Below are 24,536 nucleotides of genomic sequence, written 5' to 3'. Positions count from 1 at the left end.
GAACTATGCAAAGAAAAGTACTATTCGTCAGCGGCATCGACACCAATATCGGCAAGAGCTACGGAACAGCTCTGCTCAAAAAACTCTACTCCGACCGAGGAGTGAGAGCCATTACCCAAAAGATGATACAGACGGGCAACGATGATCGCTCGGAGGATATCGAGCTACACCGCCGACTACTTGGAGAGGGGTGGCTGGCTGCCGATGAGAGTGGAGCGACCGCCCCCATCATCTTCAGCTATCCAGCCTCGCCACATCTTGCGGCTCGTCTAGACAATCGGGAGATTGACCTCACCGTGATCGACAAGGCGACAGAGCGCCTACTCGGTGAGTATGGTTACGAGCTTGTACTGCTCGAGGGGGCAGGCGGACTGATGGTACCGATCACCGAAGACTATCTAACCATTGACTTCGTCAAGGAGCGAGGCTACCCAATAGCTCTGGTGACTAGTGGTCGCCTCGGGAGCATCAACCATACGCTCCTGAGCCTAGAGGTTTGCCAATCTAGAGGCATCGAAGTGACCTATCTGATCTACAACAGATACCCCAAAGTAGATGAACTGATTGAGGAAGATACGCTCTGCTATCTGAAGAAGTATCTAGCCAAACACTTCCCCGAAACAGAGTTGATACAGATGCAAGCGTGGACGGAGGCCGCTCAATGAGTGCACAGACGATTTCGCCGTGGGCAAAACCTTTCCACATCATGAGCAAGGCTCCGGGGGCTTCGTGCAATATGCGCTGCGACTACTGCTATTACTTACAGAAGGAGGAGCTCTTCACGCCACAAAAGGCACCCCAAAAACTCTCCCGCATGAGCGACGAAGTGCTGGAGGAGTTCATCAAACAGTATATCGAGGCTCAGCCTCAAGGTCAGACAATTGTCTTCACTTGGCACGGAGGTGAGGCTCTGCTCTGCCCGATCTCGTACTACCAAAAAGCCATTGATCTACAACGCTTCTACGCCCGAGGCCGTAGGGTAGAGAATACGTTACAGACCAATGGCATCTTGCTCAACGAGGCATGGTGCCGCTTCTTCGTTGAGCACAACTTCCTTATCGGGATATCCCTCGACGGGACAGAGGAGCAGCACGACCGCTACCGCCGTACGCAAGGAGGAGCGCCTAGCTTCGCTCGTGTGATGCGTGGCATTGAGCTGATGCAGCGCATGGGCGTGGAGTTTAATATTCTCTCGACGGTCAATCGCTTCAATGCCGACGAACCCGATCGCTACTACCAGTTCCTACGCCAGACGGGAGCTCAGTTCATTCAATTTACCCCCATTGTCGAGCGCATTCGCCGTGGCGCTAAGGCCTACCAGCAGGTAGAGGCGCCTTTCATTCATCGAGAGATTGAGCAGCGCTTGATGCACGATAGCGGCGAGATAGAGCTAGCACCATACAGCGTGCTACCCGAGCAGTGGGGCGACTTCACGACGGGTGTTTTCGACCAATGGGTCAGACGAGATGTGGGTCAGATCTTCGTGCAGATGTTCGACGCTACACTCGCTGGGTGGCTAGGTGTAGCCCCCGGAGTCTGTACGTTGGCCCCTGCCTGCGGCCATGCTGGAGTTATTGAGCATACGGGCGATGTATATAGCTGCGACCACTACGTCTACCCACGCTATCATCTAGGCAACGTGCTTGAGGGCTCTCTCGGGCAAATGATGAGCAGCGAGGAGCAGCTACGCTTCGGTAGAGCCAAACAAGAGGGGCTGACAGAGCAGTGCCGAACGTGCCTATACCTATTCGCCTGCAATGGGGAGTGCCCCAAAAATCGCTTCGCAAATAGCCGAGATGGCGAGGCGGGACACAACTATCTCTGCGCTGGTTACTATCAGTTTTGGGAACACGTAGCCCCCTATATGGACTATATGAAGGCCTGCTTGATGCAAGGCAAACCCGCATCACTCGTCATGGAGGCAATCGCTCGTGGAGAGCTGTGAAGCTCGATCGAGCACTTACACTAAGACAGAGGTTCTACCGAAATCTCTAGTATCTCAGCCATATTATCCCGATGGTGGTGCGTCATAGCAAACTGCTGCGTTGTTTGCGTGTTGTGGCGCACTGCCATTTTAGATTTTAGCTCAGATTTCAGCATGTTGATGGGAACACATCTCAACAACTAGACAAAAACACCAGACTGCGTATTCCACCCCTAGAAAGCGCTACACGGCACCTGATCTCTTTGACGCACCTCTCCCCTAGTGAGACTATTGCGCAATGAGCCCCTTCGCTGCTTCAGTTCTCTAGAGTCATTTTTTGCTGCTTGAGGCTGTGTTTTTCAACTTGGGTATCCTCCCCCTTTACCCCGACCTTGTGGCCCATTGCTCACAAGGTCGGGCATTTTGTGCTTATTTGGCTGCTTGTGCTTGAAGGTGTCAAATAACCGTAAAATCCCCATCCCTGAGGGATACTTCCCTCGGGGATGGGGATAGGGGATAGTATTCAAGGCTCCCAAAGCCGCTCANCCTGAGGGATACTTCCCTCGGGGATGGGGATAGGGGATAGTATTCAAGGCTCCCAAAGCCGCTCAAACACGCAAAAAACACCGAGAAAGATACAAGAACCTTTCGGCGGTGCATTGCGCAATGGTCTCATATTAAGGATATTAATAATCAAAGATATATACAACACATCTAACCGAAAAGAGGCAAAGTGCCGTGCAATGGTCTCAACACAGCTAAGATGACGAGGCGACATGGGCGAGAACAAAAAAGGATGAGGCAGAACCATAGTTCCACCTCATCCTTTTTAGATAAATGCATTCTCTAGGCTAAAGACCTCTGCCGTGGCATTGCTTAAACTTCTTACCACTACCACAGGGGCAAGCATCATTACGCCCGACTTTATGTTCGGCGCGTGCTGGCTGACGGCGTGCAGCTTCGGCCTCTTCCGCTGAGCGACTCTCGTGGTAGCGAGGTTGCTGACGGCGAGGAGCTGGTTCGTCCTGTCTAATCTCGACGTGATGAGGAGCTTCTTGCTCGGCTGGCTGCTCGGGAGCATGCAGATGCAGACGCATCAGCACAGAGGCGGTCTTGCGATTCATCTCGTCGAGCATCTTACGGAATAACTCATAGCTCTCGAGCTTGTAGATCAAGAGCGGATCCTTATTTTCGTAGCTGGCGTTCTGCACAGAGTTGCGCAGTTCGTCCATTTCTCTGAGATGTTCCTTCCATGCCTCGTCAATCATGTGTAGCACGAGTACCTTCTCAAACTCCTTGGCGATACAAGCTCCGTGCGTTTCGGCTGCTTCCTTGAGGTTGCAGCTCACATTGTAGAACATACGTCCGTCTGTGAGAGGAATCTGAATGCGCTCGTAGACATGGCCCGCTTCGGCGAAGACTTGCTGCAGTACTGGGTCTGCTTTCTCTGCAATAGCTCGTGTCTTACGAGCGAATGCCTCACTGACAGCATCATAGAGTTGCTCCGCAAGTGCTTCGGCACGACCACGGCGGAAATCCTCTTCCTTAAATGGGGCTTCGATCGCCATATAACGCATGAGGTCTACACTGAAGGACTGATAGTCCTGTGTCTCAAGATGCGTATCGATGATTGATCGACCTGCATCATAGAGCGTATTCATCACATCCATCTCGATGCGCTCACCCATTAGAGCATGGCGACGACGGCCGTAGATCACTTCACGCTGCGAATTCATCACGTCATCGTACTCAAGCAGACGCTTGCGAATGCCGAAGTTATTCTCCTCAACCTTCTTCTGCGCACGCTCTACAGCAGAGGTCAGCATCTTGTGCTCAAGCATCTCGCCTTCCTCTAGACCGAGGCGATCCATCATAGTAGCCAAACGGTCCGAAGCAAACAAACGCATCAGATGGTCCTCTAGAGATACGTAGAAGACAGAGCTACCGGGATCTCCCTGACGACCAGAACGACCACGTAGCTGACGGTCTACACGACGAGATTCGTGACGCTCGGTACCGATGATGGCCAAACCTCCAGCTTCCTTAACTGCAGCGGGGAGCTTAATGTCCGTACCACGACCAGCCATATTGGTCGCAATAGTTACTACTCCGGGCTGACCAGCTAGAGCAACGATCTCAGCTTCCTTCTGGTGTAGTTTAGCGTTAAGTACGTTGTGAGGAATTTTGCGTAGCGTAAGCATCTTGCTGAGCAACTCGGAGATCTCGACCGATGTCGTACCTACAAGTACGGGACGCTTCTGCTCGACCATGTGTACAACCTCCTCAATGACGGCGGCGTACTTCTCACGTGCAGTCTTGTAGATGCGGTCGTTGAGGTCTTGGCGAGCGATAGGACGGTTGGTTGGGATCACCACCACATCTAGCTTGTAGATATCCCAAAGCTCTCCAGCCTCTGTCTCAGCAGTACCTGTCATACCTGCGAGCTTGTGGTACATACGGAAATAGTTCTGCAGGGTAATAGTGGCGAAAGTCTGCGTCGCGGCCTCAACCTTCACACGCTCCTTGGCTTCGATCGCTTGGTGTAACCCGTCAGAGTAGCGACGGCCGTCCATGATACGGCCTGTCTGCTCGTCTACGATCATCACCTTGTTGTCCATGACCACATACTGGTCGTTCTTCTCAAACAGAGCATAGGCCTTGAGGAGCTGATTGACCGTGTGTACACGTTCGCTCTTGATTGAGTAGTCGGCCAGTAGAGCTTCCTTACGCTCGGCCATCTCTTCGGTGCTTAGCCCTTGCTCCTCGAGCTCTGCTAGGCGCGAGGCGATGTCTGGCAGGACGAAGAATTGTGTATCGTCTGTACCTCGAGTCAGCAGGTCAATACCCTTGTCCGTTAGCTCAATACTATTATGCTTCTCATCAATCACGAAGTAAAGTTCATCCGTTACAATCGGCATATTGCGCATATTGTCCTGAATGTAGTACTCCTCGGTCTTGAGCATACCAGCCTTGATGCCGGGTTCACTCAAGTACTTGATGAGAGCCTTATTCTTTGGTAAGCCCTTGAAGGTGCGGAAGAGTAATAGGAAGCCTTCCTCCTGCTCTTTCTTGTCTTCGCTGGCAATTTTCTTCTTGGCATCAATAAGGAGTTGCTGGGCTAGCTTGCGCTGTGCATCTACTACCTGCTCTACGTTGGGGAGGAACTGCTCGAAAAGCTGATCATCACCACGAGCCACAGGACCAGAGATGATGAGCGGCGTACGGGCATCGTCAATCAAGACGGAGTCCACCTCATCGACGATGGCGTAGTTATGCTTGCGCTGTACCAGATCCTCTGGGCTAGTCGCCATGTTGTCACGCAGATAGTCGAAGCCAAATTCGTTATTAGTACCGAAAGTGATGTCGGCGTTATATGCAGCACGACGCTCTGGTGTATTGGGACGATGCTTGTCAATGCAGTCTACAGTCAGACCGTGGAACATATACAGAGGTCCCATCCATTCGCTATCTCGCTTGGAGAGGTAGTCGTTTACCGTCACTACATGTACTCCATTCCCCGTAAGGGCATTGAGGAATACTGGCAGTGTTGCCACAAGTGTCTTACCTTCCCCTGTAGCCATCTCGGCAATCTTACCCTTGTGCAGTACCGTACCTCCAATAAGCTGTACGTCGTAGTGCACCATATCCCAAGTGAGCTCGTTACCACCAGCGAGCCAATGATTCTGATAAATCGCTGTATCGCCCTCGATCCGAACAAAGTCTTTGCTCACAGCCAAAGCTCTATCTAGCTCTGTGGCACGTACTCGTATCTCTGGGTTCTGAGCGAAGCGACGAGCAGTATCTTTGACGATGGCGAAAGCCTGTGGCATAATCTGGTCTAATGCCTCCTCCATTTTGTCGAGAATGGCCTTCTCGATCTTGTCTACCTTGCGCCAAATGTCCTCACGCTCATCTAGGTCTTTACCCTCTACCGAGGCCTTTAGCTCCTCTACTTCCTTGCGCTCTTCAGCTACATAGTCCTGCACCTGCTGGCGTAGCTTGGCTGTGCGCTCACGGATCTCGTCGTCGCTGAGGGCTTCGATCTCGCTGTACACAGCCTTTACTTTCTCCACCCAAGGCTTGATTTCCTTGAGATCTCGCTGTGATTTATTGCCGAATAGCTTCGACAAAAACTCATTTAATCCCATATATTGTCTTGTTTTTATTTACTTGATATGACATTCCCCTCGTGGGGCTTAATTGATGTGCTCCGATCTGAGCGTATTAGATCGCTGCATTGGGCGGTCTAATCCTCAGCACCCACGAGATAGCCCGAACAATGTCGGTAGCCTCCTGTACTGGGAAGTCAAACCGCTTGGGATCTACCCCCGCTCCCATGAGAACAAAAGGAGAAGCAATCGCCGTAGTCGTAGCACGTTGCAGCGACGGATGTTCGGCTATCTCCTCGAGATACCAGCCCGGAGTAAGGCTCCAGTAGACATCCGCTAGATGTTTATGATGAATGCTACGTCTGAGTGCTCGCTGCTGCCGATTGAGTGCATTGGAGGTTAGGATCTCATGTGCCGAAGTAGCTGAGCCAATCCCCTCGACCTGACGCAAGAATAGCGCGACCTCTTCCTGTAGATTGCGCAGGGCAATCTTCTTAGCTTCTGCCAGCTTACCATTGAGATAGAGTCGCCCGTCTTGGACTTGCTCGATCCAACTGCCCGCTCCATGTAGAGCGGAGATATACATATTAAGTAGGGCTGTGGCCCTCTTGATGCTAAGCTGTCTGGCTAATTTGGCGCCAATCTGCGGTTTGGGCACTTCATAGCTTGTATAACCTGTGCCCGATAGGCTGATGAGGCAGTTCTTGAGCCCTATCTTTTCCTCTAGGGCTTGGAAAATCTGCTCTAGATTTCGATCCAAACGCAGGTAGGTATCCGCATCTTCTACTTCCAGTTCTCCCGAGCCATGAGGGGCGGCGGAGTAGGATACAGAGAGCAGGCTAGGCGCCTTGCGATACTCGTAGCCTCCTTGTCTGATGAGCTGTAAGGCCAGAGTGGTAACCTCCTCGTTGGCGAGAGCACTGCGCTTGTATGCTGCAGCCTCGTGGCCCTGATAGTACTTGGTGAAGTTCTTATGCCAAGAGGAGTAGCCGACAGCCTGATCTGCGTAGGAGCGTAGAGGCGACCAACGCATGGTTCCCGAGATAAGACGTCGGTTGGGTCCATCGTCTGACTTATTGTAACGATCGAGATACTGAGGCATACTCGGGTAAAAGCTCGATGTAGACCAAGCTGCTACACGATCGTCTAGCCAGAAACAACCATCAGCCAGTACGCCTGCACCAGCCATTGCCTCCTCGGCATTGATGCCGACGCTATAGACAAGGGCAGAACCCGCTGATGCTTCCTTGAGCCTATCAGCTAGCGTATTGACTTGGATCGCACGAGGCGAGAGCCTCTCACGAGTGTAGACGCCGTGCACGGACTCGTCCCAAAGTGTCGGCTGAACTTTGTTTTTGCTACGCAGATAGACCGAACGCCCCTCCACTCCGTGCATCTCTGGGTAGGCGGAGGTATAGATTGATGTGGTCGCAGATGCGCCATCAATAGGCGTTAGAGGGAAGCGAACCGAGGGATAAACCTTTCCCTCTTGGAGCATGCGCTTGAAGCCTCCTTGGCTCATCATAGGCTCTAGCTCGGTCAAATAGTCCGAGCGAAGCTGATCTACAGTGATGCACACGACCATACGAGGCAACTGCTGAGCACTTGCCTGCATCTGTATGGCCACAAGGGCTACGAGCGATGAGAGTAGATATCTGATATGTCGCTGTTCCATTTATCGTAAGTAGCTCTCCTGCGGCTCTATCGCCGAACGCTTGGTCTGTGACAGAGAAAGCAACAGAAGCGAGAGCGAGAGCAGATAGACTGCTACGTTGAATGTCTGTGGCAAACACCATGCCAAAGCCAGAAACATTGCTTGAGCCACAAAGTTAGCAAAATGATAGCGATATGCCCAACGGGAGGATCTACCGAGAAGCATGAATGGGACAGCGAGGAGTAAGTGTAGAGGATGTAATACCCACAGATTGAAGTTGGGCCATACGTGCGGATGCTCCGAGAGTATGGCGATATAGAAGAGCAGACAACCTGCCAGACCACTTACGGCAAAGATAAGCATGATAAGCCAGCGACCTCCTCCCTTAATAAATATGTATAGCGAGAGCAGAGCCAAGAGGAGGAAGATTACCGTCGGGTGTATCAAGTAACTCTCCCATGGGCGAGACTCCAAGGGAGCCTGCTCTCCATGAGTATTCACATGAGCTATAATGCCTGCCTCCTGCTCGACGAGCGAGCGTCTAGACTCTACTACACCATCGCTCAGCCGTTCTTCATACTCTAGATACCAGCTCTTCTCTAGTGTTTCTTGCAATAGATGTGGCAGAAAAATACGCTCCGCATCGGCCATCACCTCATCGGTAGGCATTCCCAATGCTAAATCAGTCCCAAGGACCAACCACGGGAACTCACCCTCCAACTCGTTGATTAGGTCACGCCACGATAGGTTATACTTATTCACACCCACATCGACGCCTACGAGGGGGATATACGACCAAGGTTTGCGGGCATGTCCGTATGTATTCTGCTCAACCTCTGCCCCCGGGAGTTGCAGGCGATGTACCTTTCGGAGCATCTCCCCAGTTCCAGCTATGGGAGTTATTCGGTCTGTGCGTCTAATTGCATCGGCGCAGATCTGCACCAGACGAGTAGCGCAGTTGTCGTAGAAAAAGTTGTAGCGATAAGTTCGGTTCTCGGGCTGGACATTCCACAGCAGGTAGCGCCAAGCGTTTGCTCGCACCTCAGGGGAGAGATTGAGTACCAACTCTGTGACCTGACTACCTCTACCCAAATACTCCTGCATATAGTCTTCGGTTCTCTGTGCCACGACTATGTAGTCTGTTTGCCCCTTGATGAATCTAGGCAAGAAGTCGTCGGAGAAATCGAATATCCCGTAGTTGAAGGTTACATCAACCCCCTGCTCTGGGTCTTGCACACGATAGCCAGCATGCCCATAGAGTGTGTAGACCTCCAGAGGACTCGGGCTGGCGACCAAAATGCTCATCTGCGCCCGAGTACTAAGCGAATCGGGCAAACCATAGTAACCCTCGGCACGTAGCACAACGCCCGAGAGCATCAATCCTATAGCGAAGCATAGTATCTTGATTTTGTCTAACATCATATCTTGTCTTCTTTGGCTAAGTAATGTTTTTAGCTTCGGGTTCTTCCATTAGGGTCATTGCTCTGTGGGCGGATAGAGGACTGGGTTGTACATCATCACAGCATGGTTCTCTACGAGGGGGCGTTCCTCTACCCTACCGTCTGGGTAGGTGACGACCTGCACAATACTATTGTGTCGTGTATAGCCACCCCACGGCTGAGCGACCACACGATGCCGACGCTCCTCGATGCGGTACTTGGCCTCGGCTGGGGCGGAGGCTCTGATGCGACCGTTGAGATACGTATCGTCTAGCCACAGCTCTAGGACGTAGGTATCCTCGGTTCTATTCTCCACCCGCAAATCAATGTAATTGTACGAGAGTGTGGCCCCTGCACCAAAAGGAATGCTTCGGTTAGTGTCTGGGAAGACATCGAAGCTATGCCGATGCCGCTCTGTGATAGCTAGCGGTGTATGTGCAAATAGCCAAAAGAGCAAATTGCCGAGCTGGCACAACCCACCTCCGATACCCTTATCTACCCGACCTTGGTTAAGCACCAAGCCCTCCAGATAGCCTTTGCGTGCCGAGGGGCGACCTACATTGCGCCACACCGAGAAGACTTCTCCGGGAGCGATGACTAAACCATTGAGCTCTGCAATCGCTAGCCGCAAGTTGGTGCGCTTATTCTCCTGCAAGTCCATATCCACATCTTTGAGCGGACGCAAAATGATGGATCGATGCTCCTTGAGTGTATAGAGGCAACGAGGCAACGCACGTCGCTTAGCCCATTTGGTCGAGCCGAACAAATCCCGCAGACTTCTCCTGATGATGTAGTACTCACGCCCCAAGTACCGACGGAGTCGCCCCCTGATGCGTAGTTGCTCAACGTAGTCCATGAGAGGTGCTATATAATACAGATACGTGTCATACTTCTTAGAAAGCATCAAGGTGGGTCTAGACAGCGCCCTTCTAGTATGGTATTTTGAGCGTAGTACGGCCACGGGCCGTCTTGGCCTGCAAGACAAGAGGGCGAAGAAATCCGTCAAGACTCACTTGGTAATCTCCAGAGGCAAATTCTCGGGAGAATATCAGCTCCCCTTGTAGGGTATAGGCCGATAGCTCACCCCTGCTAGACAGAGAGAGGGCAAGGTATCCCGAGGCAATCTGCATCACGGGGTCTACAGCTACCATATTGGTTGCCGTAGTGCTCGACGAGGATTGAGTTACCGTAATGGTAACAGCCTTGTAGTGATCCGTCCCAGCGATCTTGATATGCCCGGTACGACTCTGGGCACTAGTATTAGCCTCGACAGCAACGACCAAAGGCACATCATCGAGAGAGTAACTAGGGGACACCACACGTAGCCAAGGGACATCACTACTGGGCTGGAAGAACTCGCTCGTTCGAATCAAAACACTCACAGTCTGCGCCTGTGCTCCTACCTCAATCTGCTCACGCTCGGCATAGTAGCGAGGCTCTAGGTAGTCGCCAAAGCTAGCGACCTCGGTCAAACGTTCCTTGATCTTGCGAACACTATTCTCTCGCTCGGAGCCTAGCTGTACACCACGCCAAACACTTTTGGGGCTAGAGAATATGGGAGCTAGCTCGGTAATATCGCCCACGGCAGCCCCCATAACACTATAGTATGGTGGGTTACCAACTCCCACGGCGTAGGGGTGGTTCCCTGAGTCCTCTTGGATGCGCGAATGCTGACAGCCGAAGATATGTCCAATCTCGTGTGTAGCGGTGAGTGAGCTAAAGATACTCGTCACATGAATGCTGCTATATGCCGCCATACGATTTGCCTCTGGCACTGCTTTGCCACTAAGCCCATCGTAAAAGGGGTTGCTACACACGGTCACCAGATCAGCCTTGTACTTGCGACGCATCTCTTGTACACTAGGGGAGCTCTGAATATTCAACCCTTGGTGAACACTGGGTATCTCCTCATCTAGGAGCATAATATGAGCGAGTCTAAGCTCAGCATTGATGTCGGAATTGCGAAATACCTCATTGACAGAGGTGACGATCTTGGCAGCAAAAATCTCTGCCCCACCCTTATCACTCATATAGAGTTGAGCCGAGCGATCGAAGACAACCATATAGTCCAGCACCGTCGTCTTGGACTCATCTACCTCTGCGAGTGGAGATAAGTCTGCTGTGGTCACGATACTATGGGTAGATCCCTGCAAGCAGGTGCCACAGCGTATGGGTTCCAACTTTTGGCTTTGTAGAGTCACGGGTACAACCTGCTGAGCGCAGAGGCCTACCCCAGCAAACATGGCTAAACACAAGTATGCGTATAGCTTGGTATTGATTAGATATTGACGAATCATTAATTGCAATTACCTAATTAGTCGTTGCCAAAGATACAACAAACCCTATCAACGAAAATAGGTTATCTGCACTGAAACACAGAGGACCATATTAAATACCGATCATCACAATCCTTCTAGCTACGCCATCGTTGTCAGTGCCGATAGCGATGTCTTGCTTGATTCACTCCTCAATCCTGACATTACCCTCAACGACGAACTCATCGCTCCGCCCAATCCGTCGCCTTTCGATTGGCTATTTTCGTCTTGTAGCAACGCAGTGGGCTGCGTTGAAATTTATCCACTCTTGTGCACTCGCTTCGCCCGAGGGGCGATGATGCTACAATCTATGGGGATCGACTTTGCACGTTTTTGGTTAAAGGGTGTAAACGGATTTGTACCCAATTGGACGAACCGAAGGCACATTTTGACGCAGCTATTCGCCTAGGATAGCAAATTGATGGGAGCATTTTCTGAGATTGTAGGACTAATCCAGCGCGGTGTGTCCACACATTTGGAGAGATTAATGGAAAGAAACTCCAAAATAATCGCCTTGCTTAGATGAAACTGCCCCAAAAACACCAACACACATCTGATTATCAATCCAATACAAAAAGCCCGTTTTAAGCGCCTCTTTTCATGCGTCTGGGACTAAGTGCCAAAATGAGGCCAAACGCCGTACAGAGCCTCCTAGGAGGCAAATACGAGGTCTAGCATATCTTACCCAAAAGAGCCCTTATCTGCAAGGAAACATGATCAATCTTCGCCAAAGATGTAAACTTTCATAAAAGAAAATCCCACAAAAGATCTCAGGTAGAGTAAATCGAGAGCTAGGGGACCCCTTATAGTCCTCTCCCTACTACCCTCCCAATTTTTCTTTCATGAGGCATAGAAACGGTACAACCAACAAGTCACGACCCTGCACAATTAAGGAGAAGTAATTTATACAGATCTTGCTGTTTTTATCAAACAGAAGTATTTATATTTGCATTAATAGAATAAAAAACTGCATCATTTAATAAAGACATGAGCGCAATCTTTGATAACTTAGAAAACAAAATATAAGAAGCACATACTACGAAGTCGTACATCATACATTAAGTTATCCATTTAATACGCAACATTTATGGCAAAAAATCTTTACTGCTTAGGAATGGCACTACTACTGACGACCCCTTGGGCTCAGGCTAGAGTGACTATCCCAGCCTCAGAGCACATCACTTTGATGCAGCAAGCCGAGAGCGTATGCCAAGGCGTGGTGAAAGATGCCAAAGGCGAACCACTCATCGGAGTCACAGTACTGGTCAAGGGAACCAATATCGGTGCTGTAACGGATCTGGACGGACAATTCTCAATCCCCAAGGTTCAGCTCGGTAGCCAGCTAGAGTTCTCATCTATCGGGTATGTAACCCAGCAAGCGATCTATCGAGGCCAACCACTACAGATCGTCCTACTAGAGGATAATACACAGCTGGAGGAGCTAGTAGTCGTGGGGTATGGCGTGCAGAAGAAAGTCAATCTAACTGGAGCGGTATCCTCCGTCAAAGGCGGAGAGCTAGCACGTCGCCCGGTCACCAACGCCACCCAAAGTCTACAAGGGCTAGTCCCCGGGCTATTGGTCAGCAACAATCAGTCTGGGCGCCCCGGAGCATCGGCCTCCCTATCCCTGCGTGGTCAAGGCAACCTATCTGGTAGCGCCAGCCCATACGTACTGGTAGACGGAGTAGAGATGAGTTTGGCGGAAGTAAACCCCAACGACATCGAAAACATCAGTGTACTCAAAGATGCCGCAGCGAGTGCTATCTACGGCGCCCGTGCCGCCTATGGAGTAATCCTTGTCACCACAAAGAGAGGAGATGTAGGCAAGATGCGCATCAGCTATCAGGGCAATGTGGGCTGGTCTACACCGACGGTACTACCCAAAATGGTCAATTCGGTAGACTTCGCTCACTTCTGGAATGACGGTGCGACCAATGCAGGCGCACCTCGTAAGTATAGCCCAGAGCGTATAGCACTACTCGAGAAGTATATCAATGACCCCTCGAGTGTAGACCCTTGGGCCGACCTCCCCAAAAACCACAGCATGAACCCCGCCTATGAGAATACGGAGAAGGGGATCGGCAACGTAGACTACTTCAAGCTCCACTACAAGGACTTGGCTCTCAAACACAATCACACTCTCAGCCTAAGTGGAGGGAGCAAAGCTGCCCAGTACTACGTATCTGGAGGCTACTACAATGAGCAAGGGATCCTACGCTATGCCGATATGGCATTCAGCCGATACAACTTCTCGGCCAGCCTCACCTCACAGCTCACCAAGTGGCTCAAGCTCAAGACCTCTACTAAATTCATGCATACGGACGACCGTTCCCCATTCGGCCCGGGCGGATTGAGCAATGGATTTTTCCACAGCCTCGCTCGTTTCTTCCCGACTATCTCCGAGATCGACCCCAATGGCCGATTCACGGAGCTCAGTATGGTGCCCTATCTACAGAGCGGAACATACACTCATGGCAAAGACAACAACCTAAACCTCTCGGCAGGCATAGAGCTACAGCCGCTGAGGAACTGGTTCATCTTCCTCGACTACACGCATAGGCTCTCTCTACACGAGTACGAAGCACTCAACAAGGCTCCACTCATCTACGGAGCAGACGGCAAGTCTGTTTCTCTAGGCGTACGCTCGGAGCTTGGTATAGCTCGTGACGGCAGATTTACTCGCCAGTTCGATCGACACAAATACTCGTCGTTCAATCTGTACAGCAACTACCTCTTCTCACTAGGCGAGAAGCACGACTTCACGGTAATGGGAGGCTTCCAGCAGGAGAGCAGCCACAGCAGCTACCTCGGCAGCTCTATCACTGGGCTATTCTCCCAGACCAACCCCAACGTAGGTATGGGTACTGGCGACAAAGTGCCCACCGATGTGCGCAATGGCTGGGCTACACGAGGCTTCTTCGGTCGCCTCAACTACAGCTACGACGGCCGCTATCTACTAGAGCTCAATGGGCGCTACGACGGATCTTCCCGCTTTGCCGAGCATAGTCGCTGGGGCTTCTTCCCCTCCGCCTCGCTCGGATGGAACATACACAGGGAGCAATTTATGGAGTCGCTCTCTGGCACACTATCCAACTTCAAGCTCAGAGGTTCTTACGGTCTACTAGGCAACCAAGCCGGTGCCGCCCTATACACCTTCGCCTCTACGATGGAGCTAAGCCGTGGCCTAGGGCAATACATCTTCCCCGACGGCAGACATAGCTACACCAATGCCCCTAGAGTCATCAGCCCAACCACCACGTGGGAGAAGGTAGAGAGCATCAACGTAGGGCTAGACTTCGGCCTATGGGGGAATAGCCTTACTGGGTCGATAGATCTCTTCCAGAGAGATACGAGAGATATGCTTGGCCCGGGGCTACCCTTCCCCGACTACTTCGGGGCAGACGCTCCCCAAACCAACAACGCAAGTCTACGCAACAGAGGCTGGGAGCTATCGCTCGGCTATCAAGGACGGATTGGCAAAGACATCACCTATAAGGTCACGGGGATACTCTCGGACGCTACCTCTATCGTCACCAAATACGAGAACCCAACCAAGAGCGACCCACAAGGATCGTGGTACGAGGGTAGATCTGTAGGCGAGATCTGGGGATATAGAGCCGACGGACTAATCCAAACAGCAGAAGAAGCCAAAGCCTACAATGACCAGCACGACCTCTCTTTCTTGAGCAAAAGACCTTGGACTCCGGGTGACGTCAAGTATAGAGATCTGAACGGTGACGGTCGCATCAACAATGGCAAAAACAAAGTCGGCGACATGGGTGACCTCGATATCATCGGCGACACAACCCCTCGATACCAGTACTCGGTCAATGGTAGCATCAGCTACAAAGGACTTAGCCTGAGCTTCATGCTACAAGGCGTAGGCAAGCGGGACTGGAACCCCGGTGGGGCAGCCTACTTCTGGGGATCTGGAGCATACGCACAGGTAACGGTATTCAAAGAGCATCTAGACTACTGGAGAGAGGACAATCCCGGGGCATACTACCCCAAGCCCTATATCCACGGAGTGGGGGCGATCGGGTCGTTCCAGAGCAAAACCCGACAGACTTCCGACCGCTATCTACAGAATGCAGCCTATTGCCGTCTGAAAAACCTCACCTTGAGCTACGATATTCCCCAAATGTGGGTCAATAAACTTGGCATCAACGGCCTGCAAGTCTTCTTCTCTGGAGAGAACCTGCTCACCTTCACAAGCCTCAAGACCATGTTTGACCCAGAAGTGATTTTCGCAACAAGCGGATATAGTGCAGACAAGAACTATCCGATGAATCGCGTCCTCTCTTGTGGTCTTACCGTTAATTTATAATTTGCAACAGCGATGAAACGTAACAATATAATCCTATCCCTATCCCTGCTGGCTGCTGTCTGCACCACAGCGTGCAACAATCTAGACCTCCAGCCAGAGGGCGTGCTGACAACCAACAGCCCCTTCATGAGTGTAGGGGAAATGCAGAACTACATTGACCAGTTCTATGAGTCGGGGCTCCGTCACCAAGGCTTCGGCCCCGGTGGTGGTGGCGGCATCGCTGGCAATGATGTGGCTAGCGACAATCTATCGGCAAGTGCTCCCAACACACGTCTAAACGGACAGCTGGCTCTAAGCAACGCCAGCAAACTCGAAGCCTACACGCAGATCCGCAATGTCAATTACCTGATTACCAACCTTGGTCATGCAGCAGAGAAAGGGAGCGCGCAGTACAACCACCTCGTAGGGGAGGCCTATTACTTCCGAGCTTGGTACTACTATCGTCTATTGGTAGACTACGGCCCCATCACTTGGCTCGACCAACCACTAGAGGCCAAGCTAGAGGGTATAGACCGCCCTCGTGACAGCCGCACCTTTGTGGTGGACAAGATATTGGCAGATCTGGACACGGCTATCGAGAACCTAAGTGAGCAGAGTAGCTCCGCTACGATGCGGGTGCATAGAGATGTAGCACGTGCACTCAAGAGCGAGGTCGCACTCTTCGAAGCAACATGGGAGAAGTACCACAGGGCCGAGCAAGACCCATTCTTCGACCCCAGCATTACAGATGCCAAAATCAAGGACTATCTGACCCAAGCAGCCTCAGCCGCCAGAGCTATTATTGATAGAAATGTATGGCGCATACACTCGACGGGCAATCCGCTGAGCGACTATCGTGAGCTATTTGCCACGACAAACCTCTCCGCCAATAAGGAGGTGCTCTGGTTCAAGCGGTACGATGGCGACCAAGTAGGCAACAACGTCAATCGCTACCTCAACAACGGGGGCGGTAGCATCGGTGTGACGGCCTCGCTCGTAGACGACTACCTAACCCTAGAGGGCAAACCCTTTGTAGGCGACGCCAAGCTCAACGCCAAAAAAGTCTTCGGCGAGGAGCTCAAACCTACCCTGCGTGACCCTCGCCTATCACAAACAGTCTGTATGCCGGGGCAGAAGTTACGTCCAGATCAGCCAGCCTACGTCGTACCACCTCTCAGGGGAAGCTCCTTCAACCAAAACATGACGGGCTACTCACTGCTTAAGCATGTGCAGATAGACTACACGGGCAATCTAGACGCAGAGTTTAAGGGGGCTACCCCGGGGATACAAGTACGCTATGCCGATGTACTGCTCAACTATGCAGAGGCCCTAGCCGAACTAGACGGAGCAGCCAATGCAGGCAAAATCGTCGAAGCCCTCCAGCCTCTTAGAGATCGTGTCGGTATGCCTAGTGTAGACTTCGACCGTGAGTACAATACCGAGGCCGACTATCCCTTCAGAGGCCTAGACAAATACATACAAGCCACTCGACGTGAGCGCCGCATAGAACAGGCTAGCGAGGGACGGCGCCTCTACGATATCTTGCGCTGGGCTGCAGCCGATGAGTTGATCGTAGGCAAGCGAGCCATGGGTGCGCTTTTCATCGGGAGCAATCTAAATGGGCACGAGAGCTACAAGGGACAGACCTTTGTCTACGACCAGCCTAAAAACAACAACCTCTTCCTCTCTGGCAAGCCCGGCGACCCATATCGCTATATTCTGCCCATCAATCCAGCATCTGGCTATGAGGCAGGTTGGCAATTCGATGTGAAGCGTGACTATCTCTTGCCCATTCGCCTTGACATGATCGCTAGGACCAAAGGCAAATGGACGCAGAACCCCGGCTGGGGTAGCTAAGAATCTGTCGCCAATCTCCGATAGAGTGAATGCTCCGAGAGCTGTGCAAGCAACGTTCCTGCACAGCCCTCGGAGCATCTCGCATTAGTTTTTTAGTATCTTTGCCCCAGATATGGTTAGTCCTATGGAGCTCTTGCGCTCTTATGGACAAGGGAAACAGGTGTAAGCCCTGTGCAGTCGCGCTGCCGTAGTTCTCCTGATCTCCAAGGTCAGAGGATACCCTCTCAGATGCCACTGCTGACTTAGCTCAGTGGGAAGGCGAGAGTGCGTTAGAGATAAGCCGGAAGACCTGCCATGTCGGTCGATATTTTGTGCTTTCGCGGTATAGAGCATAAGGTTAGTATTGAGCCATCTCTAGAGGTTAAGCCCTCAACAAGAGGCTACGTTCGCTCATCAGAAGTAGGTAGTAAGCCCCCTATACTATATTATATATAGGGATCTCGAGCAACCACCAACGCCCAAACCTTACGCACGCACCTCTCGAATCCACAGTATATATCGACTCTCTTACAAGTGACCAACCTTGCTTGTGTGTTTATATGAGCCTAAGCGCTACTAGCACGCACGGGGCATAGTCGTCAATTTGACAAAAAAGTGGAGTGGTATCATAGTTCCCCTATCTGGAGCTAAGCGATGTCATGACTTATACGAATAACTAGGAGCTAGACACTGAGCTCCTAGTATGCCTTTTTAGTAATCATTAAAATTAAAAACGAAAAAGCTATGTCACTAAAGAATCTACTACGGACGTCTTTACTAGCCTTGACACTTGGTCTAGGCCTAGCAGGCTGTCAGGCTGATGGCCCTCAAGTATCACAGAAGCCCAGCCTACCTACTCCCAATCGTCCTAACGAAACAGGGCTAAACATCAACAACTGGGATGGAGTTTTAGTCCTCAGCGAAGGCAATATGAGCGACGGAGAAGGCGTCCTTGCCTTCATCGACAAAGCTAGCGGAGCAATCACTAGCGACGTGGTGCGTCAGGTCAATGGCAAGAGCCTAGGCAACGTGGCTCAAGATCTCTGCATCAGTAAGGACAAGCTCTACATTGTCTGTCAGAATGGCGATAAGAGAGGTGATCTCAAACACATCAGTATCTTCGACAAGTCCTTCAAGCTACTAGACACCTTCACGCCAGATGTCATCGCTGCAAACAGCAAAGTATCGCCAACCCACCTCACGGTAGCCCACGACCTACTCTATTTCGTTACCAACGATGGTAAGCTCTACAGCCTCCCTCTGAACGCAACGGGTGCCGATCGTGAACGAGCTACACTCATCACTCAGGTTGCCAAGCCTCTATACGCTCGCCTATTTACTGTACACGAGCAGGGGGTAGAGGTCGTTTATGTAGCCGGAGCTCAGGCTTTGTATCGCATCGGCAAAGGCGGTCAAGTGGCCTCTCTAGCCTACCCCGAGGGTTATACTAGCCTCGGCATTGCACCTTGCTACGATGTGGCGAACAAGAGTCAAGCGATTTGGATGATACAAGCCGAGAGCAAAAACAAGAAGACTCGCTTGGTGAAGGTTCAGAACCTAGAGGAAAAAGGGAGCTACGACCTAGGCGAACAGCTTGGCCTAAAGGGAGTATGGGCTGGTAGCTGCACACTCGCTGCAGCACCTACTACAGAGGGGGCAATGATATTCTTGCGCACAGGCTCGGCTATATACAGCTTCAGCGAGCAGTCCAAGGAGCTCAAAAATATCTACTCTACTACTGAGATCCTATACGGCTACATAGGTGCTAGTGCGAGAAGCAAGGTAATTTATCTCTCTCAGCTACCTGCCTACAATCGCTACAAGGAGGCTAAAGTAATGGAAATGGCTTGGGATGGTACAGCACAGAAGAGCTACCCAATCAAAAGTGAAGGGCAACCCGACGGCCTATACACTCCTTTCTGCGCCCTAATCTACCCAATAAGTAGCAGCCTCTACTAAACTAGGGACAAATTATTCTACCACTGATCGAGGAGGTCGGGGCTAGAGGGTTTTACTTCGCCAAGGCTCTCGAGCAGATATCTCTGCCAAATATCAAGAAGATTGGGAAGGTGGCTTTCGGCACCTCCGGCGTCAAAACTCTTGAGCTTGGTGACACTCCTCCCTAGATAGGCCAAAAGATATTCTCCCAGAAGGTAACGATCGTTGTCCTGCACCCAGAGAAGTATGCCGTGTGGGTTGAGAAGCAGAACTTCAGTGTGCATATTGCCCCAAAAGGCGAGTAACAACTGACGAAACCCTTTCTGAAATATGACACCATCTCTCGATCGCTAGCAGAGTCTACTCCTAGAGCCTTGACCCTGCTGGCGATTGAGATTTCAAGCATACGATGCATATCAATCGTATTTCCTCCGTCAAGGAACATACGTTCTTTGTGAATCAACAATCCAATCTTTGTAAAATAAAATCGAACTCATCGGCTTGTAAACTTTGGAGGTAGTTTAGATCTATATAGAGCAAACCTATCTCCACATAGAGCAAAGCTTCCTCTATATAAAGCAAGGCTTGCTCCCAAAAACAGGCTGGTGCCCGAGCAGGTTTGTTCACACGAACAAACAACTTACTTAGGCTAACCACCGACCAAGCAATACAGTCTATGATACCACTATCTAACGTGCAGTGAGCAGAACTCTAGCTTTCGTACTGATGTACCTCTGGGCTATAGGTACGCTGATGGCCGAAGAACCATCGGTGCGTGACTCTGTGCACACTATCGACGAAATCGTCGTACATGCCCAGCAGAGGCGACTAACTCTGGCGCCCTCGCAGCTGCTTACTCGAGGCGAACTGACTCGCCTTGGTGCACTCTCGGTAGCCGATGTACTTAGGTACTACTCGGGCGTACAAATCAAGGACTACGGAGGCATAGGTGGGCTCAAAACAATCAACGTCCGTAGTATGGGCAGCCACCATGTCGGCGTATTCTACGACGGTGTGCAGCTAGGGAACGCCCAAAATGGTATCATCGACCTAGGACGTTTCTCACTTGAAAACATGGAGACCATCAGCGTCTACAATGGGCAAAAGAGCCAACTCCTACAGTCGGCTCGTGACTATGCCTCCTCTAGTGCCCTCTATCTGCGCAGTCGTCGCCCGAGCTTTGACCTAGGGCGACAGCATAACATCAACGTAGGGCTACGAGTGGGGAGCTTCCACACCATCAATCCTTCGCTCCTCTGGGAGCATCGCCTCTCGCCCCGCACCGACCTCTCGCTCTCGGGCGAATACCTCTATACCTCTGGGCAGTATCCTTTTCGCTATCGACGCAAAGACGGCTACGATACCACTGCCCTCAGACACAACGGTGATGTACGTGCTCTGCGCACAGAGCTAGGGCTGTATCACCACAGATCTCACGGCCGCTACACGGGCAAGCTCTATCTATACAACTCCGAGCGAGGCTACCCCGGGGCTGTGGTGCGGGAAGAGCCGGGGCTATTTCGCAATCAGGACAGACAGTGGGATACCAACCTGCTCGTACAAGGCTCTATGCAGTACGAACCCAAAGGGCGATATCAGATACAAGTCCTAGGCAAGTATGCCTACGACTACCTGCACTATATCTCCGACCCTCGCCTAGACGGAAGTACGATGTACATAGACAATCGCTATCATCAGCACGAGGCTTATCTATCCGTAGCCCAGCTCATAACCCTAGACCAAGGCTGGGGGCTAGCTCTCTCGACCGATGCTCAGTACAATGCTGTGCGTGCTGACCTTACAGACTTCGCCTATCCACATCGAGCCCAGCTACTCTCCGCCCTCTCGGGCAGCTACTCTTCGCCTCAGTTGAGCATACAAACGAGCCTCTTGCATACCCTCGTCAGAGATGCCACTAAGCACGATGCGCCCCAGTGGCGTAGCATTGTATCGCCGAGCATCGTGGCCTCGTGGCAGCCGTGGGTAAATCGAGGGCTAAGCCTACGTGCCTTCTATAAACATATCTTTCGCCTACCAACTCTAAGCGACCTCTACTACACCTTCATCGGCAACAAACTACTCAACCCAGAGTACACAGTACAGTACAATGTAGGGGCAGTATGGCGTAGGAGCTATACCTCTACTCCTCTACGCACGCTAGAGCTACAAGCCGATGCATACTACAATCGAGTGCGAGACAAGATCGTTGCCATGCCAACGTCCAATCAGTTTCGCTGGACGATGCTCAACTTCGGTCTGGTCGATATCGTAGGCTTAGACCTCTCAGCCTCAGCTACCATACAGCTAGCTTCGCTTCGCCTCATGCCTCGTCTGAGCTATACCTACCAACAGGCTAGCGAACATACCGACACAACAAGCCCTTGGTACGGCGGGCAAATCCCCTACGTGCCTTGGCATGCTGGCTCCGTCACTGTGGGAACGGACTGGCAGAGGTGGGTCTGGAGCTACAGCTTTATCTACACTGGAGAGCGTTACCACTCGGTGGCCAACCTACAAGAGTTCCACATACAGCCTTGGTACACGCACGACCTATCCCTCTCATACACTTGGCAGCTCTCGAGCCTAAAGCTCGTAGGGACGCTCGAGGTAAATAATCTCCTTAATCAGCAGTACGAGGTAGTCAAGAGCTACCCCATGCCCGGTACTAACTTTAGACTTAAACTCAATGCAATCTTTTAGCTTTCGCCTATTCATCACTTCGGCTCTGTTGATGATGCTCGGTCTACTGGCCTCATGTCGCAAGGAAGAGGTCGTCGTACCCTCGGTGAGCAATCGTGTCACAGAGCCTAGCTCCATGGCACGGCACTATCCGGGGCTCTATCTACTCAACGAAGGGACGATGGGGCGCAATACCGCCTCGCTCGATTACTTCGACTACACCACAGGTATCTATCGGCACAACATCTTCGCAGAGCGTAACCCTACGGTAGTCAAGGAGCTGGGAGACGTAGCCAATGATCTCAAGCTCTATGGCGATCGGCTCTGGGCTGTGGTCAATGTGTCGAACCTCGTCGAAGTGATGTACGCCAAGAACGCCCGCCATATTGGGCAGATCTCTATCCCCAACTGTCGCCACATCACTTTCGACGGAGGGTTCGCCTATATCAGCTCGTATGCAGGCCCAATACAGATAGACCCCAATGCACGCCTAGGTAAAGTCATCAAGGTCGATACGGCAACACTACAGATCGTAGGCGAATGCACGGTTGGCTATCAACCCGAGGAGCTTGTAGTAGTGGGCGATCGGCTCTATGTGGCTAACTCAGGCGGCTATCGTGCACCCAACTACGACACTCGACTATCGGTCATCGACCTAAAGACTTTCTCCGAAGTCAAGCACATTGAGGTGGGCATCAATCTGCATCGCCTACGCCTAGACGAGCAGGGGCAACTCTGGATCTCCTCTCGAGGCGACTATAAGACCATAGCACCGAACCTATACGTTCTCAACACGAAGACCGATCAACTCCTTACACCCGAGGGGCTGGGCATCGCCTGCTCCGATCTTGCCATCGTCGGGCATGACCTCTATCTCTACGGATATAGCCACCTACCGAACAGCCAGAAGACCAACTATGCCCTACTAGATACACGTACCCGAGCAATCAAGAGCGAGCGAATCCTCGACGGCACGGCAGCACGCATACGCACGCCCTATGGCATCGCTGTCAATCCCGAGACACGTGAGATCTTCGTGACCGACGCAGGCGACTATGTAGCCCCCGGCAAGATCTATTGCTTCTCGGCCTCGGGGCAATATCAATGGTCTACCGAGGCAGGTGTATTACCCTCCAAAATTGTCTTCACTCCTTTTAGACTATCGGATAGTACCGATATACCTAGTCCCCCAAACACCTATCCCAAGGGACGTAACCCCTACGTCAGCAAAGTACTAGCGTATGTACCAGCCCCCGGTCAGTTCGTCAATAAAATGCCCCGATCAGAGGCTGGAGATACACAGCAGACGATGAATGACAAGGTCCTAGCCGCTATTGGCCGACAGAGCCCTAAGCAAAAAAGGAACGAACTGATTACCCTCGGTGGCTGGGGTGGCTACGTCGTAGTGGGCTTCGACCATCACATTGAGAACCGTGAGGGGCTGTGTGACTTTAGGGTGCTGGGGAACGCCTTCGAGCGGGCGAGCGAAGCAGGTGTTATCATGGTGGCTAAGGATGAGAACGGCAATGGCCGCCCCGACGAGAACGAATGGTACGAGATAGCAGGTAGTGGGGAGCAACCCGAGCGAGAGGCATTCTACGATCAAGCACGCAAGGCTGGCAATGATCTAGGCATCTACCATGATTATCGCCTTACCTACTATCGGCCTACTCACGAACCAGAAGCACCGTCCGATAGGACTATCGACTATATCCGCTGGACGGATAGCTTCGGTAAATCGGGCTATGTACAGAAGAATAGCTACCACACACAGAGCTACTACCCTACATGGCTTGGAAGAGAAATTAGCTTCGAGGGCACCAAGCTCCCTCACAACGTGATCAATGAGAAACCTGAGAACCCCTATGATGGCCTCTTCGTTCGCCATAGCTTCCGCTATGGCTATGCCGATAACCACCCCAATACAGCCGACGGCTCTGCCATAGACATCGCTTGGGCAGTGGATCGTAACCGCAAGCCCGTGCAGCTCTCGGGGATAGACTTCATCAAGATCTACACGGGCGTGATGAGCGACAATGGCTGGATCGGCGAGAGCTCTACCGAGATCGAGGGCGTGGAAGACCTGCACCTGCTGGGCGTGTCTATCTCCAGCGCCAAGCTCGTGAAGTAGCACGAAGGCACTCAAGTAACAAGCCCTGCCAACCTCGACTGATACGTTAGGTTGGCAGGGCTTGTTACTTGAGTCCATTGCACAATTCAAAGATTATATCACTATGAGGAGACTATTGCGCAATGCGCCGCTCAAAGGTTCTTGTATCTTTCTCGGTGTTTTTTGAGTGTTTGAGCCGCTTTGGGAGCCTTGAATACTATCCCCC

General features: G+C 51.7%; 13 protein-coding genes and 1 riboswitch. Of the genes, 7 read left to right on the top strand and 6 right to left on the bottom strand.

The features are described from left to right. Window positions 1-5 precede the first annotated feature (5 nt). Window positions 6-665, top strand: coding sequence for a dethiobiotin synthase (bioD, locus tag HQ41_RS08840; protein ID WP_044190664.1), 660 nt, complete (start codon window positions 6-8; stop codon window positions 663-665). After that, entirely contained in the window at window positions 662-1,945 is a 1,284-nt protein-coding gene (locus HQ41_RS08835; RefSeq protein ID WP_044190662.1) for an anaerobic sulfatase-maturation protein, read from the top strand. Before bioD ends, HQ41_RS08835 begins: the two co-directional genes overlap by 4 nt. An 830-nt stretch (window positions 1,946-2,775) precedes the next feature. On the opposite strand, the gene secA is transcribed toward HQ41_RS08835, so the two are convergent. The 5 genes from secA to HQ41_RS08810 form a co-directional block, all read right to left on the bottom strand. Beyond that, window positions 2,776-6,072, bottom strand: a complete 3,297-nt coding sequence (gene secA, locus HQ41_RS08830) for a preprotein translocase subunit SecA (RefSeq protein WP_044190660.1) — start codon at window positions 6,070-6,072, stop codon at window positions 2,776-2,778. 76 nt (window positions 6,073-6,148) lie between these two features. Continuing rightward, window positions 6,149-7,708, bottom strand: coding sequence for an alkaline phosphatase family protein (locus tag HQ41_RS08825; RefSeq protein WP_044190657.1), 1,560 nt, complete (start codon window positions 7,706-7,708; stop codon window positions 6,149-6,151). Next, the gene (locus tag HQ41_RS08820) at window positions 7,709-9,109 is read right to left on the bottom strand and encodes a DUF4105 domain-containing protein (RefSeq protein WP_081964827.1); all 1,401 of its coding nucleotides are present in this window, start codon (window positions 9,107-9,109) and stop codon (window positions 7,709-7,711) included. It abuts the gene before it with no gap. Window positions 9,110-9,163: 54 nt separating this feature from the next. Then, window positions 9,164-9,982, bottom strand: coding sequence for a VanW family protein (locus HQ41_RS08815; RefSeq protein ID WP_044190684.1), 819 nt, complete (start codon window positions 9,980-9,982; stop codon window positions 9,164-9,166). Window positions 9,983-10,055: 73 nt separating this feature from the next. Beyond that, on the bottom strand, window positions 10,056-11,423 hold the full coding sequence (locus HQ41_RS08810; RefSeq protein ID WP_081964826.1) for a zinc-dependent metalloprotease family protein: 1,368 nt from the start codon (window positions 11,421-11,423) through the stop codon (window positions 10,056-10,058). A gap of 1,204 nt (window positions 11,424-12,627) precedes the next feature. Between HQ41_RS08810 and HQ41_RS08805 the strand changes: the two genes are divergently transcribed. The 3 genes from HQ41_RS08805 (at window position 12,628) to HQ41_RS08795 (ending at window position 19,542) form a co-directional block, all read left to right on the top strand. Then, window positions 12,628-15,768 (top strand): TonB-dependent receptor, encoded by a 3,141-nt coding sequence (locus tag HQ41_RS08805; RefSeq protein ID WP_235316960.1) that lies wholly within the window; start codon window positions 12,628-12,630, stop codon window positions 15,766-15,768. Window positions 15,769-15,780: 12 nt separating this feature from the next. Then, window positions 15,781-17,604: a RagB/SusD family nutrient uptake outer membrane protein gene (locus HQ41_RS08800; RefSeq protein ID WP_044190647.1), complete on the top strand. Its 1,824-nt coding sequence runs from the start codon at window positions 15,781-15,783 to the stop codon at window positions 17,602-17,604. A gap of 96 nt (window positions 17,605-17,700) precedes the next feature. After that, window positions 17,701-17,916: riboswitch (cobalamin riboswitch) on the top strand. A gap of 411 nt (window positions 17,917-18,327) precedes the next feature. After that, a complete protein-coding gene (locus HQ41_RS08795) occupies window positions 18,328-19,542 on the top strand; it encodes a DUF5074 domain-containing protein (RefSeq protein ID WP_044190644.1) in 1,215 nt (404 codons plus the stop codon). 17 nt (window positions 19,543-19,559) lie between these two features. Here HQ41_RS08795 and HQ41_RS08790 read toward each other — a convergent pair whose 3' ends face one another. After that, window positions 19,560-19,805 (bottom strand): hypothetical protein, encoded by a 246-nt coding sequence (locus tag HQ41_RS08790; protein ID WP_044190642.1) that lies wholly within the window; start codon window positions 19,803-19,805, stop codon window positions 19,560-19,562. Between the two features lie 469 nt (window positions 19,806-20,274). Here HQ41_RS08790 and HQ41_RS08785 point away from each other — a divergent pair, with 469 nt between their 5' ends. Together HQ41_RS08785 and HQ41_RS09915 are read left to right on the top strand one after the other, a co-directional pair. After that, window positions 20,275-22,221: a TonB-dependent receptor gene (locus tag HQ41_RS08785; protein WP_152567379.1), complete on the top strand. Its 1,947-nt coding sequence runs from the start codon at window positions 20,275-20,277 to the stop codon at window positions 22,219-22,221. Beyond that, complete coding sequence (locus HQ41_RS09915) at window positions 22,208-24,331, top strand: YncE family protein (protein ID WP_044190640.1); 2,124 nt, start codon at window positions 22,208-22,210, stop codon at window positions 24,329-24,331. The genes HQ41_RS08785 and HQ41_RS09915 overlap by 14 nt, the downstream gene beginning before the upstream one ends. The last annotated feature ends 205 nt before the right edge of the window (window positions 24,332-24,536 follow it).

This window comes from Porphyromonas sp. COT-290 OH860, assembly GCF_000768935.1.
Taxonomy (GTDB): domain Bacteria; phylum Bacteroidota; class Bacteroidia; order Bacteroidales; family Porphyromonadaceae; genus Porphyromonas.
Note: the sequence above shows the minus strand (reverse complement) of the source record. Positions and strands in the feature narration are given on the sequence as shown.

Bases quoted from the DNA above. Each gene is read 5' to 3' on its own strand.
- bioD (WP_044190664.1), top strand. From the start codon at position 6: ATGCAAAGAAAAGTACTATTCGTCAGCGGCATCGACACCAATATCGGC.
- HQ41_RS08835 (WP_044190662.1), top strand. From the start codon at position 662: ATGAGTGCACAGACGATTTCGCCGTGGGCAAAACCTTTCCACATCATG.
- secA (WP_044190660.1), bottom strand. From the start codon at position 6,072: ATGGGATTAAATGAGTTTTTGTCGAAGCTATTCGGCAATAAATCACAG.
- HQ41_RS08825 (WP_044190657.1), bottom strand. From the start codon at position 7,708: ATGGAACAGCGACATATCAGATATCTACTCTCATCGCTCGTAGCCCTT.
- HQ41_RS08820 (WP_081964827.1), bottom strand. From the start codon at position 9,109: ATGATGTTAGACAAAATCAAGATACTATGCTTCGCTATAGGATTGATG.
- HQ41_RS08815 (WP_044190684.1), bottom strand. From the start codon at position 9,982: ATGGACTACGTTGAGCAACTACGCATCAGGGGGCGACTCCGTCGGTAC.
- HQ41_RS08810 (WP_081964826.1), bottom strand. From the start codon at position 11,423: ATGATTCGTCAATATCTAATCAATACCAAGCTATACGCATACTTGTGT.
- HQ41_RS08805 (WP_235316960.1), top strand. From the start codon at position 12,628: ATGCAGCAAGCCGAGAGCGTATGCCAAGGCGTGGTGAAAGATGCCAAA.
- HQ41_RS08800 (WP_044190647.1), top strand. From the start codon at position 15,781: ATGAAACGTAACAATATAATCCTATCCCTATCCCTGCTGGCTGCTGTC.
- HQ41_RS08795 (WP_044190644.1), top strand. From the start codon at position 18,328: ATGTCACTAAAGAATCTACTACGGACGTCTTTACTAGCCTTGACACTT.
- HQ41_RS08790 (WP_044190642.1), bottom strand. From the start codon at position 19,805: ATGCACACTGAAGTTCTGCTTCTCAACCCACACGGCATACTTCTCTGG.
- HQ41_RS08785 (WP_152567379.1), top strand. From the start codon at position 20,275: ATGGCCGAAGAACCATCGGTGCGTGACTCTGTGCACACTATCGACGAA.
- HQ41_RS09915 (WP_044190640.1), top strand. From the start codon at position 22,208: ATGCAATCTTTTAGCTTTCGCCTATTCATCACTTCGGCTCTGTTGATG.